This window comes from Kribbella monticola (assembly GCF_003261635.1).
GTDB classification, from domain to species: domain Bacteria; phylum Actinomycetota; class Actinomycetes; order Propionibacteriales; family Kribbellaceae; genus Kribbella; species Kribbella monticola.
The window spans coordinates 401,389-421,378 of the sequence record NZ_QFXK01000029.1 but is presented as its reverse complement, the minus strand read 5'-3'; the positions used below and the strand labels follow the sequence as shown (position 1 = coordinate 421,378).

Here is a 19,990-nt window from a genome sequence, read left to right as displayed (position 1 = left end):
GACCCTCGGTTGTTCGGACGTAAGGGTCAGATGAGGTAGCGGAACTCCGCGGAGTCGGGTTTGATGCGTTCGATGTCGAGGGGGGCGGCCTCCATTCGGTCGAGGAGGCCGGAGAGGTCGCCCGGGCGGCCGATCTCGATGCCGACCAGGGCGACGCCGGTCTCGCGGTTGTTGCGCTTCACGTACTCGAACAGGGTGATGTCGTCGTCCGGGCCGAGGACGCCGTCCAGGAACTGCCTGAGCGCACCCGGCTCCTGCGGGAAGGTGACCAGGAAATAGTGCTTCAGGCCCTCGTGGACCAGCGAGCGCTCGAGGATTTCGCCGTACCGGCTGACGTCGTTGTTGCCGCCTGACAGCAGACAGACCACCGTGTCACCCGGCTTCACCTCGACACCGTGGCCGAGAGCAGCCGCGGACAGGGCGCCTGCGGGCTCCGCGATCAGCCCGTCGGTCTGGTAGAGCTCCAGCATTTCCGAGCACACCAGTCCCTCGGGCACGGACATCATCTCGACCCCGGCCGCTGACACCAACGGCAGCGTCGCGTCGCCGACCCGGCGTACGGCGGCGCCGTCGACGAAGCTGTCCAGGTGCGGCAGGGTCACCGGCTCCCCGGCAGCCAGGGCCGCAGCCATGCTCGCCGCCCCGGCAGGCTCCACACCCACCACCCGTACGCCGGGATGCCGCTCCTTGAGCCACGTGGCGACGCCGGCCACCAACCCACCACCACCCACCGGAACCACCAGTACGTCGGGCGCGCGGCCGAGCTGATCCACGAGCTCCACGGCGACGGTGCCCTGACCGGCGACGGTGCGCGGGTCGTCGAAGGCCGGGACAAGGGTCGCGCCGGTGCGAGTCGCCTCGGCGAGCGCTGCGGCGGCCGCGTCGTCATAGCTGTCGCCGGTGACGATCACCTGGATCTGATCACCACCGAGTGCGGCTATCCGATCCCGTTTCTGGCGCGGCGTAGTACGCGGTACGAAAACTTGTCCGTGCACATCGAGCATGTGACACGAATACGCCAGGCCCTGGCCGTGATTGCCGGCGCTGGCGCAGACGACACCGGCTTTCTTGGAAACATCATCCAGTTGAGCAATCAGGTTGTAGGCCCCGCGCAACTTGTACGAACGGCCGGTCTGCAGGTCCTCGCGTTTCAGCCAGACCTCGGCGCCGATCCGCTCCGAAAGCCGCGAGTTGCGCTGCAACGGAGTACGCACAGCGACGCCTTCCAACCGGCGGACCGCAGCCTCGATCGCGGCCGCGTCGACGGTTGATCGAGCGACTGAATCAGCTTCTGCATTACTGCCCTGCATGAGCTTCCTTCCCGTGCATCTGCACGATTCTTACCATTTCGCTCACTGCACAAGACGCGCTCCGTCCAAAGTACGGACCGCCGGACACCGTTGGGAAACAAGGTCCTTTTTCATGCGTGAAACAGGTCGTTACTGGGCAGTCTAGTTTTCATACGCTCACTCGGTGTAACGCCCAGGGTCCTGGACGGGATGAGCCGAGTAAACCGGTCAACGGGGACTGGAGGGCAGCTATGGAATCGATTCCGTTCAGTCTGTGGGGAGACGCGTTGTGGTGTGGCCAGGAAGTCGTCCGGGAAGCCCCGCACGAGCAGGCGATTCGCAGCCTGTTTCCTGATCCCATCCCGGCGCGTGGCGCAGATCTGGACACGGACGCGGATCTCGTCCCGGAGCCACACAACCGGTTCGACCCGCGGTCGATCGCAGTACGGGTACACGGCAGGACCGTCGGCTATCTGCCGAGGGAGGACGCACACCGGTACCACCCGGTGCTGTCCGAGCTGGTGGCGCAAGGCCTGCAGCCGCAGGTCCCGTGCCATCTGTGGGTCAGTGAATGGGAACCGGCCGCTTGGGAGGGCAAGAGCAACGGTACGGAGTTCCACGCCAGCGTCGCGGTCGCTCTCGGGCAGCCGCACATGCTGGTCCCGGTGAACCTCCCACCACCGGGGAGCTATCAACTGCTGCCGATGGGCAGCGGCATCGTCGTACCGGGCAGTGAGGTGCATCCGGAGGTGCTGGCACCGTTCTTCCGGCCGGAAGGCGAGTGCTGGGCGTACGCCACGCTGCACGCGGTCGAGGAGGAGGACACCTTCGCCGACCGGAACCGGATGGTGGTGGAGATCAGGCTGGACGACGAACCGGTCGGCCGGCTCAGCCCTCGGCTCAGTGCCGAGTTCCTGCCGGCCGTCCACTACCTGGCCGACATGCGGGCCGAGACGGCCGCCCGGGTCACTGTGCGCGGTGATCGGACAGCATCGGAGGTGATCTTGCACGCAGCCCGGAGTCACGACCTGCCGGCGACCTGGCCGGACGGTCTGACCCGATCCCCAGTGGCAGCACCGGCGTGGCACTACTGGGCGGGTAAAGAGGCCAACTGAAGCTCACGGCGGACGCGCAGTACTCACCAACCAGGTGGTGGCGGGTGATGCGGGTCTACCAAGGGCTCGGGCGGAGCCGGCAGATCGGCGTCAGAGTTTGGCGCCGATCTGCTGGTAGATCTCGTCCATCGCACCGGGCAGGTCGTCGTGGCCGAAGTCCGGGTAGAGGCGGAGCTCCTTCGGCGAGGTGAGCTTGTTGTAGGCGGCGTACTGGGTGGAGGGCGGGCAGGTCTCGTCCTCGAGGCCGACGTACAGGGTGACCTCGGCCTGGATGCGCGGTGCGAGGTGCTGCACGTCGATGTAGCCGAGGGTGGTGAAGACCTCGTCCTCGCGCAGGTGCCGGGGATCGCGCTTGCGGAACCAGGTGGTGATCTCGCCGTACGGGTCCGTGCCGAGGTTCAGGTCCCAGGCGCGGCGGTAGTCGGTCAGGAACGGGAAGACGCTCGCGGTGTACTTGATCTCCGGGGTCAGCGCGGCCGCGACCAGGCTCAGCCCGCCGCCCTGGCTCCAGCCGGTGGTGGCGACGCGCGCGGCGTCCACTTCGGGCAGGCCGCGGATGATGTCGGCCAGCCGCCGGGTGTCGAGGAAGACGTGCTTGTAGAGCAGGCTGTCCGGCCCGCCGTCGAGGCCCTCGACCAGGTGGTTGCGCAGCGAGAAGCTGTTCGGCTGCTGCGACGGGGTGCGGAACGCGACCTGCTCGCGCACGTCCAGAGCGGCGATGGTGAACCCGCTCGCGGCGTACGGGATCAGGTCGATCCACTTGGGCTGCTCACCGCCGTACCCGTGGAACATCAGCACGGCCGGGCCGGTCGGGTTCTCCGGGCGGATCACCTTGGCGTGCACCCGGTAGCCGCCGGTGCCGGTGAAGTACAGGTGCTCGGCGCGCGCGAACGGCAGCGGGAAGTCGGTGGCGGGCTCGAAGACCGTCTCGGGGTCGGTGCCGTCGAGTTCGGCCAGAGCCTTGTCCCAGAACTGGTCGAAGTCGTCGGGGCGCGGGTTGGTGCCCTGGTAGGCGGTCAGTTCCTCGGACGACATCTCGAACGAAAGCACAGCCGGACTCCCAAAGATCAAGCGGATGAACCGCTGCCTATTCTGGGTGATCCGCGTCGTCGGGGGCAGTGCCGTCCCACATGGTGTAACCGTTTGCCGTGTTGAGCCGGTCCCGCAGCTCCTTCTCGAGCTTGTCCGCCTTGCCCGGCGCCAGCCAGCGGAGCGGGATCATGATCGTCCCGTCCTTCTGCTTGGTCCGCAGCGCGACAGCCGGCCCCTGAGTGGTGTCCACCCGCCCGACCTCGGTGATCTCGGCCCACTCGGTCTTCAGACCCCGTACTGCGACGTCGTTGGTGCCCAGCTTCACCAGTACGGGTGGGAAGGCGAGAATCCACAGGCCCGCGAGCACAACCAGCCCACCCAAGGTGAGGAACACTGCCACCACGACGTCCGGCAGCCCCACGGCCCAGACGATCGCGGCCACCCCGAGAACGATCAACCCCGCGGCGAGTATTCCGACAAACCGCCCCGCCCGCATCCGGTACGACGTACGCATCCCCACAGCATCCCAGCGCCACCCGGCTACGGATCGACCGGGTGGCCTTCGGTTACGGGTTGACCGGGTGGTAGGCGCAGGCGTCCTTGAGGTTCTCCGTGCCGCCGGCCGGGGGCTTGGTCGTGGTGGTCTTGGTGCTGCCCGGCTTCTTGGTCGGGGTGCTGGACGGGGTCGAGGCGACCGGCCTGGTCTTCGTCTCGAGCGCGTTCTTGACGATCTCGCGCATCGCCTCGTAGTTCGGGTTCTTCCCGCTCGGGAAGTTCTTGCTCTTGTCCAGGTCGACGTTCGACACGTTCGCGTTCTTGACCTTCATGCCGAGATCGATGAAGGCCGGCAGGATCTCCTGCGGGATGTCGGTCCGGAGCAGCTTCTTGCTCGCCGACGCGATCTGCTGGTACTTCGTCACCAGCGCGGACGGGTTGGCGCTGTTCACGATCGCGTGGATCGTGCAGCGCTGCCGCTCCTGTCGCGACGGGTCGCTCAGCCCGTACCGGCCGCGGGCGAACCACAGCCCGTCGTGGCCGTTCAGGTGCTGGTTCGGGCCGGGCTGCAGGTAGCGGCTGGGGAGGATGTCGTCGGCCGACCCGGGACCCTTGTAGTCGCCGCCGATCGGCACCTTGTAGTTGATGTTGACCGTGATGCCGCCGAGCGCGTCGATGATCTGCTCGAAGCCCTGCAGGTTGACCTGCATGTAGTAGTCGATCTTGAGACCCATCGCCTCACCGACCGACACCTTGAGCACGTCCGCGCCCTCGTTGTCCGACGGGCCGAGCACGTGCGGGTGCGCGAGCGGGATGTTGCGGTACATCGCGTCGAGGTAGAACTCCGACTGCTCCACGTTGCCGAGATCGGGGTCCCAGAAGCCGGTCGGGTAGAACTTGTGCAGCGGCGAGTCCTCCGGGAACGGCATCCGCATGAAGTTCCGGCTCAGCGAGATCAGCTTCGTGTCACCGGTCTTGGTGTCGATGCTGGCGACCATCACCGTGTCGGTCCGGGTGCCCTCGCGGCCGACGCCGTCGTCCGCGCCGAGCAGCAGGATGTTCAGCCGCGGGGTGTTCGCCCACGGGTCCTTCTTGTTCACCTTCGGCCGGGTCGCGCTCTTGGAGTTGCCCTCGGACTGGAACACGTTGCCGACCAGGTCGCGCTGGGCCATCACGGTCTGCGCGGCGACGGTGGTCGGTACGGCGATACCGAAGCAGAGCAGCCCGACGAAGGCGGATCCGGCCAGCCGGCCGACCGCGCTCACACTGACCGGGCGGAGCAGTTTGTGCGACGAGACGACGATGCAGATCCAGCAGAACCCGAGCAGCACGACGACAGCGGTCGCGATCAGCAGCCGGCTCGGGTCGACGGCGAGCTCGACGACCGAGTCGCGGTGGGTCAGGCCGATGTACGCCGCCAGGCCGAGCAGGCCGACGCTGAGCGTGATGATGAACGCACCGAGCTTGGTGCGCCCGCCCATCACGAAGCCGGAGCCTGGGATGAGCGCGCTGACCAGGGTCAGTCCGATGGCCTTCGAGGCAGTCCGGGCCCGGTGCGCCTTGTGACGTGATCGGCTACCTCTTGGCGCGGACCTGCGTCCAGCTGCGCGAGTACTCCGCGACATGGCTCCGTTCCCTGATCGACGACGTGGCGGCGGTTCCGGGCCGGTCGGGACCGGTCCTCGATACATCAGACGCCGCTACGGCCTCCTTGGTTGACCTCGACCCCCGTCGATTCCGGCCAGATTACAGGGCACCGGGGCGACACTCCCAGCCAGTCCGTCCCCCACTTTGCCGCTGAGCCGCTGTCCGGATAGTCTTGGTCGTCGTCGAGCCCTCTCGGGGGTCCGTCGGAGGAGGCGTCGCCTAGTCCGGTCGATGGCGCCCGCCTGCTAAGCGGGTTGAGGGTAAACCCCTCTCGCGAGTTCAAATCTCGCCGCCTCCGCACAAATAGAAGGCCCCCAAGCCGCGTAGGCGAGCTTGGGGGCCTTCTCGTGTGTGGAGGCGGCGAGAATTTCGCGAGGCGCAGCCGGCTCTCGCCGCCGGCTCCGACCGACCCGGCCACTTCCGCCAGTTCCCCCGACCTCGCCCACCGTCCGAAGTACGTCGTACAGCTCGCGCCTACCCAAGACGCCGAGCGGCCTCCGCAAGTCTCTCGACCGATCGTGGTGTGACCGGTTCCACAGCGACGATCAGGTGGTCGACACCCAGCTCCTCGTACTCCCGCAGCGCCGCCGCCAGTTCCTCCACCGACCCGTCCACCGCCGACGGGCTGGGCTCGTCGATCGCAGGCTGGTCGGGGTCCTGTACGACGATCCCGACCGTCCTCGCGACAGCGCCCTCCGGCCGATCGCTCGCTTCGGTCGCGGTCTTCAACTCGGCCAGCCGCTCCTTCACCCGATCGTCCACGACCCCGAACCACGCCGTGTTCCACGCATCGGCCCAGCGCGCGGTCAGCTCCAGCATCCGCGGCCGTCGCGCGGCCACCAGGATCGGAATCTCCCGCTCCGGCGCCGGCAGCAACTCGGCATCCCGCACCTGGTGGTACTTCCCGTCGAAGGTGACGTTCTCCTTCCGCACCAGCCGGGCCACGATCTCCAGCCACTCCGCGAACCGCCCCACCCGGTGATCCGTCGGCAGCCCGAAAGCCTCGTACTCCGGGTCGTGCCAGCCGGCCCCGACGCCGAGGATCACCCGCCCACCCGACATCAGATCGAGCGTCGCCGCCATCTTCGCCGTCAGCCCCGGGTCCCGGAAGGACGCACACAGCACCATCGTCCCCAGCTCGATCCGCTCGGTCACCGCGGCGACCCCGCTCAGCAGCGTCCACGCCTCGTGGATCCCGTACGTCCGGGGATCGTCCCCACCCGGCCGGTACAAGAAGTGGTCCGCGAGCCACACCGAGTCGAGCCCGTTGTTCTCCACGGCCTCGGCGATCGCGCGTACATCAGCCCACCTCGGTACTCCGCCCGTCGGTCCCTCGGTGTCGCCGACCGGAAGCATCACGCCGATCTTCATGCCTTCACCCACGGCCCGACGCCGGAGATCTTGTCCACCGTGATGTGCGTGACGAACCCGGCGGGCAGATCGTCACCCGGCAGGAAGTCCGCGTCCGGTCCGATGTACGTCTTGGCCAGCTTCCGCAGGATCTCCACCGCCCCGCCCTCGGTGATCCGCGCGGTACCGGTGATCACCAGGTACTCGACCAGGCCCATCTCGTTCTTCCGGTCGGTCTCGAGCGAAAGCACGACCCGCCCGTCCCGGCGCATGTTCTTCACCTTGCGATGCTCCGGAACGTGCGCGGCGATGATCTCGTCACCGTCCAGCCCGACCCAGATCACCGACACCTGTGGACTGCCGTCCGGGTTGATCGTCACCAGATGCCCCAGCGCATCCGACTCCAGTACTTCTCGCGCACTCTCCGGAATCACCATGTCGGCCAAACTACGCGCCCGACCGCGCCGACGGCAGCCCTGTTTCGTCTGCCGTCGGCGGAACTCCGGCCGGGTCGGTCAGCTGAACCGAAGGCTGAGGATGCCGCCCGAAAACGTTTGCCGCAGAACAGCCTCGACGCGAAGGTGCTGCGCTTGCACGGGTGTGAAGCGCACGGTGTTGAAAGCATCGGGCAGTACGCCGTACTGCGTGGGTTGGTCGACAGGTCGCCAGGTGTCTCCGTCCAGCCAGAGGACCCGCCAGGACGAGGGCACCCGGCACTGCCCGGAGCCGGTGTCGTCGAACCAGTACACCGAAGCCTGCGAGATCTCCCGGCTCTCGCGGAGGTCGTACTCGATCCACTCCGTCGTCCCCCGGCGATCCCACCAGGTGAAGCGCGGAATCGACTGATCCGCGGACGACACCGGGTCACGGCCGTCGTCTGCTGCTTCGAGCGAGTCGCCGTCGTTCACGTGTGACGCCGTGACGCGGGTCCGGCGCCGCCATTGGATGCCGTCCGGCGCCACGGTGGGGAACGAGCTGATCCGCAGCCGGGCGGCCCCCATCGGGATCAGGGTGATGTCCTCGACCGGCTGGCCCGACCGTGCCGGGCTGGGCTGCAACAGACCGACGACGTCCTCGCTGTCGGTCTCCCACTCCACGATCCGCCGCGCACGCGCCTTCAACTCCACCGGAGTCCCTTCCCGAGTAAACGGATCGGCCCCTTCCGGCACCCTCCGCCGAACAACCTCGAACTCCCGACCGCCCACCAAGCCGTAGTTCCAAAGGGATTCCGGGTAGACGGCCAGTTCGGGCCACTCGGCGGTTCCGCCGATCACCTCGTACCGTTCGTCGATCGCCAGTGAATAGGTCAGCGGCCCGCGGTGCACGGAAATCGTGTTCTGTTGTTCCGTCCAGGTGCGGGTGGTTATCCGCATCGGCAGAGTCAGCTCGACGCGATCTCCCGGGTGCCAGCTCCGGTCGAGCCTGATCCAACCGCCCTGCGCCGGCACCGTCGTGCGGGTCGAGTTGATCGACACCGACACCTCCGACGCCCAGCCAGGGATGCGGAGGTACAACGGAAAACGTGTGCTGTGCGGCGCCTGCACCGTGAACGTGATCGTCTCGTCGAACGGGTACTCCGTCTCCTGTACGACACTGACCTCGGTCCCGCTGCCAGGGCCGACCTTGGCGGTGACCTTGCTGGCGGCGTACATGGAGGCCGCCAAGCCGTTGTCCGTCGTCGCCAACCACAGCTCTTGGGCGTAGTACGGCCAGCCCATGCCGTAGTTGTGCGGGCAGCAGCGGTACTGATGTACGCCGTACTTGTAAGCCTGCATGGCGAAGCCGTTCTGGAACTGGCCGTGTTTCACCGTGTCGTCCAGCTGCACGCTGTTGGCGCAGGTGATGTAGTGCATGACCTGCTGGCGCGGATCGTACGACGCGGGCAGTGAATTGAACGCGAGTTCCTCGCACCGGTCGGTCCAGTCGGTGTCGCCGGTGAAGCGGGTCAGCAGTTCGAACGTGTGCATCAGTTCGACGATCCCGCAGGTCTCGAAACCCTGCCGCGGGTCGCCGAACCCGGGCCGCGAGTTCTCATCGCCTGCGAACCCACCGCCGGGGAACTGTCCGTACAGTCCCATGATGGTCGAGTAGTTCCGGTACGTCGCCGCCCGGTACTTCTCGTCGCGGGCGAGCAGCCCGTACTGCAAGGGCTCCCGGAACCCTTGCGCGAGATTCACGTTGTGCCAGGTGGGAATGCCATCGGTGTAGTCGGCCGATCCTGCGTGCATCTTGTGGACCAGGTCGAGCAGCCACGCATCGCCGGTGCGGTTGTACAACCAGTACGCGCTGTCGATGTTGTCGCCCCAGCGGAACGCACCCCAGGACCGGTTGAATACCTCGGCCGGCTGAGTGTTCTGGAACTGCAGATAGCGCGTCATGAACGGGATCACCCGCTCGTCGCCGGAGTGCTCGTACCAGGACCGGAACGCTGCCAGCAAAGGCATTCCGGGCCAGAAGTCCGGCCCGTTCTCCAACGACGTCCGCAACCGCTCCGGCCCGAACCACCCGTCCGCGGCCTGTGTCGCGAGGATGCCGTGAATCCATCGCTCGGTCTTGGCCAGTACTGCGGCGTCGCCCGTGACGTAGCCGAGATCGCCGAGCCCGCGCAACCAGTACGGGAGTTCTTCCCAGGCACCCTTCGCCGGATCGACCCAGCCGTTCGAGCTGTAGTCGAGGAAGTCTGAGATCTCGTCGTACCGGCCGCAGAGTCCGTGCACCTGCAGCTCGAGTTGGTGCGCCAGCCAGCCGCGCGGCTCGATCGCGCCCGGCGGCAACTTCTGGAACGGCACGGGTTGCAGGGGCGCTCGATGGGGGACGTAGTGTCCGCCTCTCGTTGCCGGAGGCATCGATTGGCTGACCGTCGTCGCCGGTAGCGGCGAGAGTGGCTGCGAGGAAGTCACGGCGGGGCGTCCCTTCGACGGAGGTGACGTGGCTGATCTGCTGACTTGGGTACTGAGTCGCCGACGCGACCGACGATAGGCCACCTGAAGGGAGTTACCCCATGAGCTCGGTCAGACATCGTTGGCTGGAGCTGGACGGGATGAGGATCTTCTACCGCGAGGCAGGGGATCCGGAAGCACCGGTCCTGCTGCTCCCGCACGGGTATCCGTCGTCCTCCCTGCAGTTTCGCAACTTGCTCCCTCGGCTTGCAAGGGAGTGGCGCTTGATCGCGCCGGATCACCCGGGCTTCGGCTACAGCGACACCCCTTCCGTGGAGTCGTTCGGTTACACGTTCGACGCCTACGCGGCATACCTGGAGAGGTTCGTGGATCAGTTGGAGCTGAGCAGGTACGTCGTCTACTTGCACGACTACGGCTCGCAGTTCGGGCTACGACTCGCGATGAGCGCGCCCGAACGGGTCGCCGGACTGGTGTTCCAGAACGGCGACATCTACGAGGACCAGCACGGTCCGAAGTACCAGCCGCTGAAGGAGATGTGGGCCGATCCGACGGAGGAACGGATCCAGGCGGTCGCTGCGGCGGTGAGCGAAGAGGGATTCCGGGGCGAGTTCGTCGGTGAACTTCCGGACGAGCTCGTGGATCGGGTCAGTCCGGACCTGTGGACCCACTCATGGGCGCTGGTCGAGCGGTACGGTCGGCGCGACGCCTTGGTGCGGCTGCTCCGTGACCAGCCGAGCACGCTGGACTGGTTCGAGCGCGAACAGGAATACCTGCGGCGGGAGCAGCCGCCTGCGCTGGTTGTGTGGGGCATCAACGACGGTTACATGCCGGCCGGAGCGGCGACGGCCTATCGTCGCGATCTCCCGACGGCCGAGATCCACTTGCTCGACGGAGGTCACTGGTTGCTCGAGACGCATCTGGAGCAGGTCGCCGGCCTGGTCGACGAGTTCCTCGCCAAGGTCTACGGCCAGAACGGGCGAAGCGCCCCGGGATCGTGACCGGGGCGCTTCAGTGCCTTTCGTAGTACGAGGGTTGGCTGCTCGGGTCAGCCGAGGCGGTCCTTCAAGGTGTCCAGTTCGAGCTTGAGGGCTGCCGGGACCTTGTCGCCGAGCTTGGTGAACCACTCCTCGATCAGCGGGATCTCGGCCTTCCACTCCTCGGCGTCGACGTTCAGCGCCGTCTGCAGCGCCTCGACGCTCAGGTCCAGCCCGGTCACGTCCAGCGAGTCGACGGTCGGTACGCGGCCGATCGGGGTCTCGACCGCGGCTGCCTGGCCTTCGAGCCGGTCGATCACCCACTTGAGCACCCGGCCGTTCTCGCTGAAGCCCGGCCAGACGAACTTGCCGGCCTCGTCCTTGCGGAACCAGTTGACGTAGAAGATCTTCGGCAGCTTGGACGCGTCGTTGTCCTTACCGACGGTGATCCAGTGGTTCAGGTAGTCACCGGCGTTGTAGCCGATGAACGGCAACATGGCCATCGGGTCACGCCGTACGACGCCGACCTGGCCGACCGCGGCCGCGGTGGTCTCCGACGACAGCGTCGCGCCCATGAACACACCGTGCGCCCAGTCGCGCGCCTCGGTCACGAGCGGGACCGTGGTGGCCCGGCGCCCGCCGAAGAGGATCGCGGAGATCGGTACGCCGTTGGGGTCCTCGTACTCGTCGGCGATGATCGGGCACTGCTTGATCGGAGTACAGAACCGGCTGTTCGGGTGCGAGGAGAGTTCGCCGGACTCCGGCGTCCACTCGCGGCCCTTCCAGTCGGTCAGGTGGTTCGGCGGGGTCTGCGAGTAGCCCTCCCACCAGACGTCACCGTCGTCGGTCAACGCGACGTTGGTGAAGAGCGAGTTGCCCTTCTCGATCGTGCGCATCGCGTTGGGGTTGGTCTTCCAGCCGGTACCGGGAGCGACGCCGAACAGGCCGTACTCCGGGTTCTGCGCGTAGAGGCGGCCGTCCTCGCCGAACCGCATCCAGGCGATGTCGTCGCCCAGCGTCTCGACCTCCCAGCCCTCCAGGGTCGGGTCGAGCATCGCCAGGTTGGTCTTGCCGCACGCGCTCGGGAACGCGGCCGCGATGTAGTGGACCTTCTTCTCCGGCGAGATCAGCTTCAGGATCAGCATGTGCTCGGCGAGCCAGCCCTCGTCGCGCGCCATCGCCGAGGCGATCCGCAGCGAGTAGCACTTCTTGCCCAGCAGAGAGTTACCGCCGTACCCGGAGCCGTACGACCAGATCATCCGCTCCTCGGGGAACTGGACGATGTACTTCTCGTCGTTGCACGGCCACGGCACGTCCTGCTGACCGGGAGCCAACGGCGCGCCGACCGAGTGCAGGCACGGGACGAACTTCGCGTCGCTGCCCATCTTGGCCAGTACTTCGGCGCCGGTGCGGGCCATGATCCGCATCGAGGCGACGACGTACGCCGAGTCGGTGATCTCGACGCCGAACATCGGCTTCTCGGCGGTCAGCGGGCCCATGCAGAACGGCACGACGTACAGGGTCCGCCCGCGCATGCTGCCGCGGTACAGGTCCGTCATCAGCGCCTTCATCTCGGCCGGCGCCATCCAGTTGTTCGTCGGGCCGGCGTCGGCCTCGTCGACCGAACAGATGAACGTGCGCTGCTCGACGCGAGCGACGTCGGAGGGGTCCGTGCGGGCCCAGAACGAGTTCGGCTTCTTCTCGTCGTTCAGCCGGACCAGCGTACCGGCGGCGATCAGCTCGTCGGTCAGCTTCGCGTACTCGGCGTCGGATCCGTCGACCCAGTGGATCCGGTCGGGCTGGGTGAGTTCGGCAACCTCGGCAACCCAGGCCAGCAGGCCCGCGTGCTCAGTCGGGGCGTCGCTCAGGTCGAATGTCGGCGGGGTGACCGGGCTCTCGACACTGAGGGCAGTCTCGGTATGGGCAGGGCTGGCGGTTGTCGTCATCGGCGGCTCATTCCCTCTCGCGATCGTCCCGGCGGCGCTGGTCCCCCTCGCCGTTGAGGGGGTACGACGTCGGCCGCCGGGGTCTCCGGCGGTTCGATTCAGCTGGCTGGCGGTGTGTGTCCCTCGCAGACCAGTGTGCCCGGTGGGCGTATACCAGTGTGCAAGTGGTACTAACGGTACGCGACCCGGTGGCGTGTTGAGAACCGCTGGTGCGTGAGGCCCGTCACAGATTTCCGCCGACAATCGCTTTCCACGTCAAAAACTCCGGTCCGCCGGGGCAACTCGCTGTGATCGGGCGAGCCGGTGGGCGTTTCGCCGGGCTTGGCCGTCGCTTCGCCTACCGTGACGACATGGCGAAAGGCAGCAAGTTCGAGTCGTTCCTGACCCTGGTCGTCGGCGGTAGCGCCGGCTTCGGGCTCCTGGTGCTGACCTCGAGGTCGTGGAAGGCGTGCGGAGTCCACCTCAACGGGGTCGGCAACGGCCCCACCCTGCTGTTCGTGGGCGTCCCGGTGGCGTTCGTGGTGAACCTGGTCCTGTTCAACTTCGTCTACCGCTTCTCCCGCAAAGGCCAGGGCTTCTTCACCGCCCTGCTGGCCGCCGCGATCGCGATCACCATCGCCGACCTGGCCCTCTACTCCTGGGCCGGCACCCCCACCTTCACGCCGGCCCACCTCTGCCCCGCCAACGTCCCACCCTGGTGGCCGAAGAGCATCCCCACCTGAGCGTCTTCAGATGGTTCTGCTCAGCGTCGGCCGCCGAAGGTCCAGGGGTGGGCTTCGGGGGTGTTCGCGGCGAGGAGGGCGGCTGCCGCTTGCTCGGTCGGGGCTTCGACGGTGGCGGCCCAGCCGAGCGGGGCTTCGGTGTCGAGGGTCAGGAGCTGGCCGTAGACGATGAGGTGCTTTGAGGCGGGTGGCGCGGGGAGGGAGTCGCCCAGGGCGATCACGAGGAAGCGGTGGTAGCCCTCGGTCGGGTCGGCGAATTCCCACATCGTGCGGCCGGAGGTGTTGGTGAAGCGGTAGAGCTCGACCGACTCGAACGCGCCTGCGACGTAGTACGGATCGTTGTGCACGAACGCCTTGGCGGCTTCGAGATCCGGAAGGTCGACGATGTGGAGACTGCCCGTCGACTCGGCGTCCTCGTCGTGGCCGGTCAAGGTCGGGCCGCGCGCGATCAGCTGTTCGGCGTACCCGTCCATGAAGGTCCAGTGCTCCTCCACCAGCCGCACCTTGACCTCGTCGGCACCGGCCCGGTCGCGTCCGTAGACGAAGTACTCCATGGCTCGGACCCTAATCCTCGACGGGGTCGGCGACGGTTCCGCCGGTGGTCCAGGCGAGGTCGCTGACGACACGCTCGACAGTGTCGTCGAGGCTGCTGGCTGCGTCGACGACTTGCTCACCCGCTACCCCGAGAAGGTCGCCCGGCTGATACCAATCGCGCATCTGCTCGGCGTTGACGACCTTCGACAGTTCGCGCGTTGCGTGGCGGCGGATCGTCTCGTCGAAGGCGAGCTGGAAGTAGTACACCCCGGTGACGCCCGCGTGATCCGCGATGAGCCGGCGAAGCATCTCGCCGTACGTCGGGCTGTAGAAAATGCCTTCCAGTACTACGTGGTAGCCGTGGTCGAGCGCGTAGCGCGTGGTCTGGTCGATCAACCCGATGTTCGGGGCATCCGGGCGGTCGTGCTCCCTCAGTAGGATCCGCCGCAGGTAGTCCTGCTCGATCCAGGCGACTCCGCGCCCGATGCGCTTCCGGAGCTCCTGAGCCGTCGTCGACTTGCCTGATCCCGAGTTCCCACGCAGTACGACGAGCCGGGTGGTGGCGTCCCCAATCATCGACAAGACCTCAGCTCAGTACGGCGGTCGGCTCGGTGCGCCGGCTCGCTGTGGACTGGAGTTGGTGGACTCGGTGCGCGATCACGAGGGTGCTGATGATGTCGGTGACGAAGACGAGCTGCAGGATCAGGTGGATTGCAAAGAAGCGTGGGCTGATGGCGCGGTGGCGCGCCAACAGGATGAGGCACGTGATGCTGTAGATCGAGGTGGGCAGCATCATCAGATAGGTGCCGATGAGCGCGGGCACGAACCCTGCGGCGGCGATGGTTCCGAGGACGGTCAGGACCAAAGGGCCGCCTTCGAGGAGCGCCCCTCGCGTGATGATGACCGGGAAGAACGCCACCACGGCGACGACGAACACGCACAGCACGAAGTTCTGGACGAACAGCGGGATCATCGTGAGCTTGACTGTGCGAGCCGATCGCGACAGGGCGTCGACGTCGTCGCTCAGGAAGAGCTGAACCGCGGCTCGGAACGTGATCAGGGGAACGACCGGCACGAGCACGAGCAGGAAGAATTCGGCCGGCGTGGAGATCGTGAGCTGCTGCATCCCATCCCAGAAGAACGCCGACGCCGGCGGATCGAACCAGTAATAGATCACGACGCACGCCAGCCAGACGATCGCGACGGCCGAGCCAGGAGCGAGGACGATGGCGAGGAGGTTCCGCAGTACGGCGCTCGGCCGGCGCGCGGTCCCGAGGCGATCCCTGGCAACCTCGACCACCACGATCCCGCTGAGCACGTCGAGGACGAAGAGGAAGTGCAGCACCAGGTTGATGGCGAAGAAGGTCCGTCCGATCTGACCGAACTTTCTCAACTGGGTCAGACAAGCCACGCCGTACGCCGAGGTGGGCAGCAGCACGACGTACGTCAGGACCATGAACAGCAGCGCCGCGGCGAATCCGTCGAGCCCGAATCGGTCCCGATCGTTGGAGCCGGTGACCGCGACTGCTTCAGCGAGTACGACGAAGTTCAGCGCGAAGAACGCGATGGCGACGAGCTTCACGAGGTTCGCCGACTGCTGGAGCGCATCGAGCTCACCACTCCGAGCGAGGCGGCCCGCATCGATCGCGGCGAGGGCGGCGACGAGGAGGTAGGCGACAAGCCACGCACCGAGTACGGCGTACGTGGCGCTCAGCTCGCCTGGGTCATCAGCCTCGAACGGCGACGTCACTCCGATGCCAGAGGCAACCCATGCCATCAGAATCGCCCCGAGGACAAGGGATACAGCCAGCGCCCTGGCCGTCCTCGTCGTACTCTCCACTGCCCGCTCCTCGCGCTACCGGTCCCGGCATCCTTGCGCCCGAGGAGGTCACAACCCCAGCGTCTTGCGCATCTGCGCGCACATCGTCTCGTACCGCGCGCTCACCCCGGTCGCATCTCGCTGGTCCCAGGACTCGAGTACTTCGCCGTACGCCGTGTAGCCCAGTCGCTCGTAGAGCGCGCGGGCGCGAGGGTTGCTCAACTCGACGGCGAGCTCGGCCCTGTCGAGTCCCCGGGCCGAGATCCGCTGCTCGGCGGCTTCGACGAGGACTGTGCCGATTCCGCAGGACTGCAGGGCTGGGTGCACGGCGAACTGTGTCAGCAAACCGGCACCGGGATGGGGCACGTAGTCGATTGCGCCGATCGCCACGGGCAGGTCGGCCTTCGTGCAGACGGCGAGGTAGTCGAGCTCGCCACGGCGTGCTCGGTCGAGTTGCTGGGCGACCTGGGTCAGGTGGAGTTCGCTACCGGCAAAGCCGCAGGCAGGCAGATCGTTGTCAGTCAGGTCTCGGACTGTCAGTTCGAGTACGACGGCGGTCATCGTCAACCCATGCAGTTTGTTAGTTGTTGCGGCGGGCAATTACCCGGGTAAGGCCGAGGGTCCGGCCACCGTCGGCACGAAGCATCAGGGCTTCTTCGCGTCCCGGCGTACCGCCGTCTTCGTCACAAACCTCGTTCCATTGCAGCCAGTCCTGCCATCCGTGCGGCAATCGATCAGCGACCTCGACGGTCACCATTCCGGTCTTCTCCCAGTGCTGTTGCCACCAAGCCGGGCTGTGCCAGGCGCAGAAGTCCCATTTCCAGAAGGCCTCGAGGTGTGGTGGTGGAAGCCTCTCGGGCTCCTCGGTGGAGCCGGGAAGAACGATGCCGATCTGCCCGCCCGGCTTCACGAAACGGGAGAAATAGCCGAGGTAGAGGTCGTCGGTGCCGAAATAGTGGTACGCGCCGATACTGACGACGGCATCGAAGAAATCCTCCGCGAACGGCAGCGCGTGGGCCTCCGCGTGAATAGGGTGAACTTGGTCTTTCACGTCCGCCTCGATCACGCGGCGCCAATTCTCCTCGGGCTTGACCCACAAATCGGTCGCCCAGACTTCGACATCGAATTCCTTGGCGAGAAAGACCGAGCTCAACGCAGTACCGCACCCCATGTCGAGCACCCGCATCCCGGTTTCGAGTGCCATCAGCTCGCTCAAGGCCTCCGCCTGCCAGACGGGATTCGGTCCCATCGAATTGTCGACCATCCAGCGCGCGGAGTACTTACCTGACCGCGGATACCGCTCGTTCCTCAACAACCGCTCAAGCTCGTCGTCATCCATCCCACCGAGTCTTCGCGAGCCTTTGGGCTCAGGCAATCGGTTATTCGCCGGTGCTGCCGTCGATGCGTTCGCGGAGGAGGTCTGCGTGGCCGTTGTGGCGGGCGTACTCCTCGATCATGTGCAGATAGATCCACCGCAAGGTGTAGTCCTCGCCAGGACTCGCCTCGTCGAGACCGCGGCCAGCGACGGCCGCGCGCGACCGGGCGACGCTTGCTCGATAGCTGGCCAAGTCGTCGGCGGCTCGCGTGCTGTCGAGCTTCTCGAAGCTGTTGGCCGAGCCCGGGACGTAGTTCCAGAAATACAGGTGGTCCGGCTGCTCGTCGTACGCATGGAACCACGCCTCGACTCCGGACAGGTGCCGGACAAGGCCGAGGAGCGAGAGCTTCGACGGCGGCACGGACCGCTGGGCCAGCTGTTCCGGCCTCAGGCCGCCACACTTCTGCAGCAAGGTCGTGCGCTGGTACTCGAGCCGGTCTTCGAGCGCGGCTCGCTCGTCGATCGGGTCGTTCGGCGGCTCCACGCGCTCGGGCGTGCTCCAGGTCGACATTCCGGCAACCTTACGGGCTGCAGGAACCTGCAGTTTCGGTATGTTTGACCGGCCCGCCGATTCTCGTCCCCGAGAATGGGCGGCGAGACGACTCCCTCTTGCCTCGTAGGGATCGACCACCCGGATGGCCGAGAGGGGCTGAATGTTGTGCGGGCAATACTCCTGAGCGGCGCTCTGGCGGCGCTCTGCTCGTTGCTCGGGACCCGGTACCTGATCCGGTACTTCGTCCGGCACGGCTTCGGCCAGCCGATCCGGCACGACGGACCGACGACACATCACGTCAAGCGCGGTACGCCGACCATGGGCGGCCTCGCGATCCTGCTGAGTGCTACCGCGGCGTATCTGGCGGCAACGATCCTGGTCGGCCGGTCGCCCAGTGCGAGTGCTTGGCTGCTGATGTTGCTGTTCCTCGGCTGCGGGCTGGTGGGGTTCCTCGACGACTTCATCAAGGTCTACACGCAGAACAACCAGGGACTGAGCAGCCGGGCCAAGATGGCAGGTCAGACGCTGGTGGCGCTCGTCTTCGGGGTGCTCGCCACGCAGTTCTTCGCCGACGGACGCGGAGTACGGCCGGCTTCGCAGTACATCTCCACCACCCATGACTGGTGGATCAAGCTGCCGCTGGTCGTGGTCCTGCTGGTGATCTGGTTCATCGTCGCGGCCACCTCCAACGGCGCCAACCTCACCGACGGCGCCGACGGGCTGCTGGCCGGCTCCTCGGCGTTGATCTTCGGCGCGTACACGATCGTCAACATCTGGCAGAACAACCAGTTGTGCGACTCGGGTCGGCCCACCGTGGTGGAGTCGCAGTGCTACCAGGTTCGCGACCCGCTCGACCTCGCGGTGTTCGCGGCCGCCATCGCTGCCGCTTGTGTCGGCTTCCTCTGGTGGAACGCCAAACCCGCCCGGATCATCATGGGCGACGTCGGCTCGCTCGCCATCGGCGGCGCCTTGGCCGGCCTCGGGATCATGTCCCGCACAGAACTCCTGATGGCCGCCGTCGCGGGCCTGTTCGTCCTGGAGACCCTGTCCGTCCTGCTCCAGATGATCACCTTCAAACTGACCAGACGCCTCACCGGCACCGGCCGGCGCATCTTCCGGATCACCCCCATCCACCACCACTTCGAACACCTCGGCTGGGCCGAAGTCACCGTAGTCATCCGCTTCTGGATCGTCGCCGGCATCTTCGTAGCCCTCGGCCTAGGCATCTTCTACGCCTCCTGGCTGTCATGAACCTCAACAGCCGCTAACCGGTGGCATTTCGTACGGCGATCAAGAGGTCCGACAGGCCGGTTGGGTGGGCCAGCTTCAGATTTTCGAGATCGCTCGGTCGGAACCATTGGAGATCGTCGTGCTCGTCGGGTGCGGCGTTGACCGGTTCGCCGTCCCAGCGCGTGACGACGAAGGCGTGCAGGTCGAGGGTGGGGTCACTGATCGGCATCTCGATGGGCACGGGATCGTGGATGTGGACCATCAGCTCTTCCAGGCATTCGCGGCTGACGGCTTGGTGGGGCGACTCGCCTGGCTCGACATGCCCGCCGACGAGATCCCAGCAGTCGGGGTACCACCGGCGCGACGGATGCCGATGCGCCAGCAGCACCAGGCCGTCACGCACAAGCGCTGCAATCGAGATCGGAATCGGAGTCGGGGCAACCATGCTGGCACTCTAGGCACGAGCGCCGACAAGGCCGTCGGACTGACAGAGAGGCATGGCGCCATGCGGAAACTGATCTACGGCATGAACGTGAGCCTGGACGGCTACATCGCCGCGCCCGGCGGCGACATCAGCTGGGGCGTGCCGAGCGACGAGCTGTTTCAGTGGTGGCTCGATCAGGAGTTGGCGATCGGGCTGTTCCTGTACGGGCGCAAGCTGTGGGAGACGATGAGTTCGCACTGGCCGACCGGCGACCAGCAGCCGGACGCCACCCCGGCGCAGATCGAGTTCGCGCGCAACTGGCGGGAAACGCCGAAGGTGGTGTTCTCCTCGACGCTCGACAAGGTCGACTGGAACACCCGCCTGGTCACCGGCGACGCCGTACCGGAGATCACCCGCCTCAAGGCCGACGACGGCGAGCCGATGAGAATCGGCGGCGCCACCCTCGCCGCGGCAGCCATGCAAGCCGGCCTGGTCGACGAGTTCGAAATCATCAACCACCCAGTACTAGTAGGCGCCGGCACCCCGTTCTTCACCAGCCTGGACAACTGGGTAAGCCTGGACCTGGTAGAGACCCGAACCTTCCCTGGCGGCGTAACCCTGACCAGGTACCAGACGAGGCATTGA

The 19,990-nt window shown here is 66.5% G+C and carries 20 protein-coding genes and 1 tRNA gene; 6 read left to right on the top strand and 15 right to left on the bottom strand.

Features of this window, described 5'->3' with window-relative positions; translation table 11 throughout:
• Positions 1 to 26: 26 nt before the first annotated feature.
• Entirely contained in the window at positions 27 to 1,310 is a 1,284-nt protein-coding gene (gene ilvA, locus DIZ26_RS15820; RefSeq protein WP_112241890.1) for a threonine ammonia-lyase IlvA, read from the bottom strand.
• 230 nt (positions 1,311 to 1,540) lie between these two features.
• Between ilvA and DIZ26_RS15815 the strand changes: the two genes are divergently transcribed.
• Positions 1,541 to 2,404, top strand: coding sequence for an HIRAN domain-containing protein (locus tag DIZ26_RS15815; RefSeq protein ID WP_112241888.1), 864 nt, complete (start codon positions 1,541 to 1,543; stop codon positions 2,402 to 2,404).
• 90 nt (positions 2,405 to 2,494) lie between these two features.
• Here the strand turns inward: DIZ26_RS15815 and DIZ26_RS15810 are convergent, their stop codons facing one another.
• Genes DIZ26_RS15810 through DIZ26_RS15800 form a run of 3 tightly spaced genes read right to left on the bottom strand, consistent with a single transcriptional unit; the run spans position 2,495 to position 5,412 of the window.
• Positions 2,495 to 3,454 carry an acetylxylan esterase gene (locus DIZ26_RS15810; RefSeq protein ID WP_112241886.1) on the bottom strand — a complete coding sequence of 320 codons (960 nt, stop codon included), beginning with the start codon at positions 3,452 to 3,454 and terminating at the stop codon, positions 2,495 to 2,497.
• 37 nt (positions 3,455 to 3,491) lie between these two features.
• Positions 3,492 to 3,950: a hypothetical protein gene (locus DIZ26_RS15805; RefSeq protein WP_112241884.1), complete on the bottom strand. Its 459-nt coding sequence runs from the start codon at positions 3,948 to 3,950 to the stop codon at positions 3,492 to 3,494.
• Between the two features lie 52 nt (positions 3,951 to 4,002).
• Positions 4,003 to 5,412, bottom strand: a complete 1,410-nt coding sequence (locus tag DIZ26_RS15800) for an LCP family protein (protein WP_232828371.1) — start codon at positions 5,410 to 5,412, stop codon at positions 4,003 to 4,005.
• A gap of 374 nt (positions 5,413 to 5,786) precedes the next feature.
• Between DIZ26_RS15800 and DIZ26_RS15795 the strand changes: the two genes are divergently transcribed.
• A tRNA-Ser gene (locus DIZ26_RS15795) sits at positions 5,787 to 5,876 on the top strand.
• A gap of 176 nt (positions 5,877 to 6,052) precedes the next feature.
• Here DIZ26_RS15795 and DIZ26_RS15790 read toward each other — a convergent pair.
• The 3 genes from DIZ26_RS15790 to DIZ26_RS15780 all read right to left on the bottom strand — a co-directional run bounded on the left by DIZ26_RS15790 (position 6,053) and on the right by DIZ26_RS15780 (position 9,717).
• A complete protein-coding gene (locus DIZ26_RS15790) occupies positions 6,053 to 6,949 on the bottom strand; it encodes an LLM class flavin-dependent oxidoreductase (protein ID WP_112241880.1) in 897 nt (298 codons plus the stop codon).
• A complete protein-coding gene (locus DIZ26_RS15785) occupies positions 6,946 to 7,365 on the bottom strand; it encodes a PPOX class F420-dependent oxidoreductase (RefSeq protein WP_112241878.1) in 420 nt (139 codons plus the stop codon). Before DIZ26_RS15785 ends, DIZ26_RS15790 begins: the two co-directional genes overlap by 4 nt.
• 78 nt (positions 7,366 to 7,443) lie before the next feature.
• Positions 7,444 to 9,717, bottom strand: a complete 2,274-nt coding sequence (locus DIZ26_RS15780; RefSeq protein ID WP_232828370.1) for a beta-L-arabinofuranosidase domain-containing protein — start codon at positions 9,715 to 9,717, stop codon at positions 7,444 to 7,446.
• Positions 9,718 to 9,929: 212 nt separating this feature from the next.
• On the opposite strand from DIZ26_RS15780, the gene DIZ26_RS15775 reads away from it, so the two are divergent.
• The gene (locus tag DIZ26_RS15775) at positions 9,930 to 10,826 is read left to right on the top strand and encodes an alpha/beta fold hydrolase (RefSeq protein WP_112241876.1); all 897 of its coding nucleotides are present in this window, start codon (positions 9,930 to 9,932) and stop codon (positions 10,824 to 10,826) included.
• Positions 10,827 to 10,873: 47 nt separating this feature from the next.
• Here DIZ26_RS15775 and DIZ26_RS15770 read toward each other — a convergent pair whose 3' ends face one another.
• Complete coding sequence (locus DIZ26_RS15770; RefSeq protein WP_232828369.1) at positions 10,874 to 12,748, bottom strand: phosphoenolpyruvate carboxykinase (GTP); 1,875 nt, start codon at positions 12,746 to 12,748, stop codon at positions 10,874 to 10,876.
• A gap of 350 nt (positions 12,749 to 13,098) precedes the next feature.
• Here DIZ26_RS15770 and DIZ26_RS15765 point away from each other — a divergent pair, with 350 nt between their 5' ends.
• The gene (locus tag DIZ26_RS15765) at positions 13,099 to 13,470 is read left to right on the top strand and encodes a hypothetical protein (RefSeq protein ID WP_112241870.1); all 372 of its coding nucleotides are present in this window, start codon (positions 13,099 to 13,101) and stop codon (positions 13,468 to 13,470) included.
• 20 nt (positions 13,471 to 13,490) lie between these two features.
• Here the strand turns inward: DIZ26_RS15765 and DIZ26_RS15760 are convergent, their stop codons facing one another.
• Genes DIZ26_RS15760 through DIZ26_RS15735 form a run of 6 tightly spaced genes read right to left on the bottom strand, consistent with a single transcriptional unit; the run spans position 13,491 to position 17,709 of the window.
• Complete coding sequence (locus DIZ26_RS15760) at positions 13,491 to 14,024, bottom strand: YciI family protein (RefSeq protein ID WP_112241868.1); 534 nt, start codon at positions 14,022 to 14,024, stop codon at positions 13,491 to 13,493.
• 10 nt (positions 14,025 to 14,034) lie between these two features.
• Positions 14,035 to 14,580, bottom strand: a complete 546-nt coding sequence (locus tag DIZ26_RS15755) for a kinase (RefSeq protein WP_112241866.1) — start codon at positions 14,578 to 14,580, stop codon at positions 14,035 to 14,037.
• A gap of 10 nt (positions 14,581 to 14,590) precedes the next feature.
• Positions 14,591 to 15,844 carry a hypothetical protein gene (locus DIZ26_RS15750; protein ID WP_157979732.1) on the bottom strand — a complete coding sequence of 418 codons (1,254 nt, stop codon included), beginning with the start codon at positions 15,842 to 15,844 and terminating at the stop codon, positions 14,591 to 14,593.
• Positions 15,845 to 15,892: 48 nt separating this feature from the next.
• On the bottom strand, positions 15,893 to 16,384 hold the full coding sequence (locus tag DIZ26_RS15745; protein WP_112241862.1) for a GNAT family N-acetyltransferase: 492 nt from the start codon (positions 16,382 to 16,384) through the stop codon (positions 15,893 to 15,895).
• Between the two features lie 19 nt (positions 16,385 to 16,403).
• Positions 16,404 to 17,162 (bottom strand): SAM-dependent methyltransferase, encoded by a 759-nt coding sequence (locus DIZ26_RS15740; protein WP_112241860.1) that lies wholly within the window; start codon positions 17,160 to 17,162, stop codon positions 16,404 to 16,406.
• Between the two features lie 40 nt (positions 17,163 to 17,202).
• Complete coding sequence (locus tag DIZ26_RS15735; RefSeq protein ID WP_112241858.1) at positions 17,203 to 17,709, bottom strand: DinB family protein; 507 nt, start codon at positions 17,707 to 17,709, stop codon at positions 17,203 to 17,205.
• A 147-nt stretch (positions 17,710 to 17,856) separates the two neighbouring features.
• Between DIZ26_RS15735 and mraY the strand changes: the two genes are divergently transcribed.
• On the top strand, positions 17,857 to 18,942 hold the full coding sequence (mraY, locus tag DIZ26_RS15730) for a phospho-N-acetylmuramoyl-pentapeptide-transferase (RefSeq protein WP_112241856.1): 1,086 nt from the start codon (positions 17,857 to 17,859) through the stop codon (positions 18,940 to 18,942).
• A gap of 13 nt (positions 18,943 to 18,955) precedes the next feature.
• On the opposite strand, the gene DIZ26_RS15725 is transcribed toward mraY, so the two are convergent.
• Positions 18,956 to 19,366, bottom strand: a complete 411-nt coding sequence (locus DIZ26_RS15725; RefSeq protein ID WP_112241854.1) for an NUDIX domain-containing protein — start codon at positions 19,364 to 19,366, stop codon at positions 18,956 to 18,958.
• A 60-nt stretch (positions 19,367 to 19,426) separates the two neighbouring features.
• Here DIZ26_RS15725 and DIZ26_RS15720 point away from each other — a divergent pair, with 60 nt between their 5' ends.
• The gene (locus DIZ26_RS15720) at positions 19,427 to 19,990 is read left to right on the top strand and encodes a dihydrofolate reductase family protein (protein WP_112241852.1); all 564 of its coding nucleotides are present in this window, start codon (positions 19,427 to 19,429) and stop codon (positions 19,988 to 19,990) included.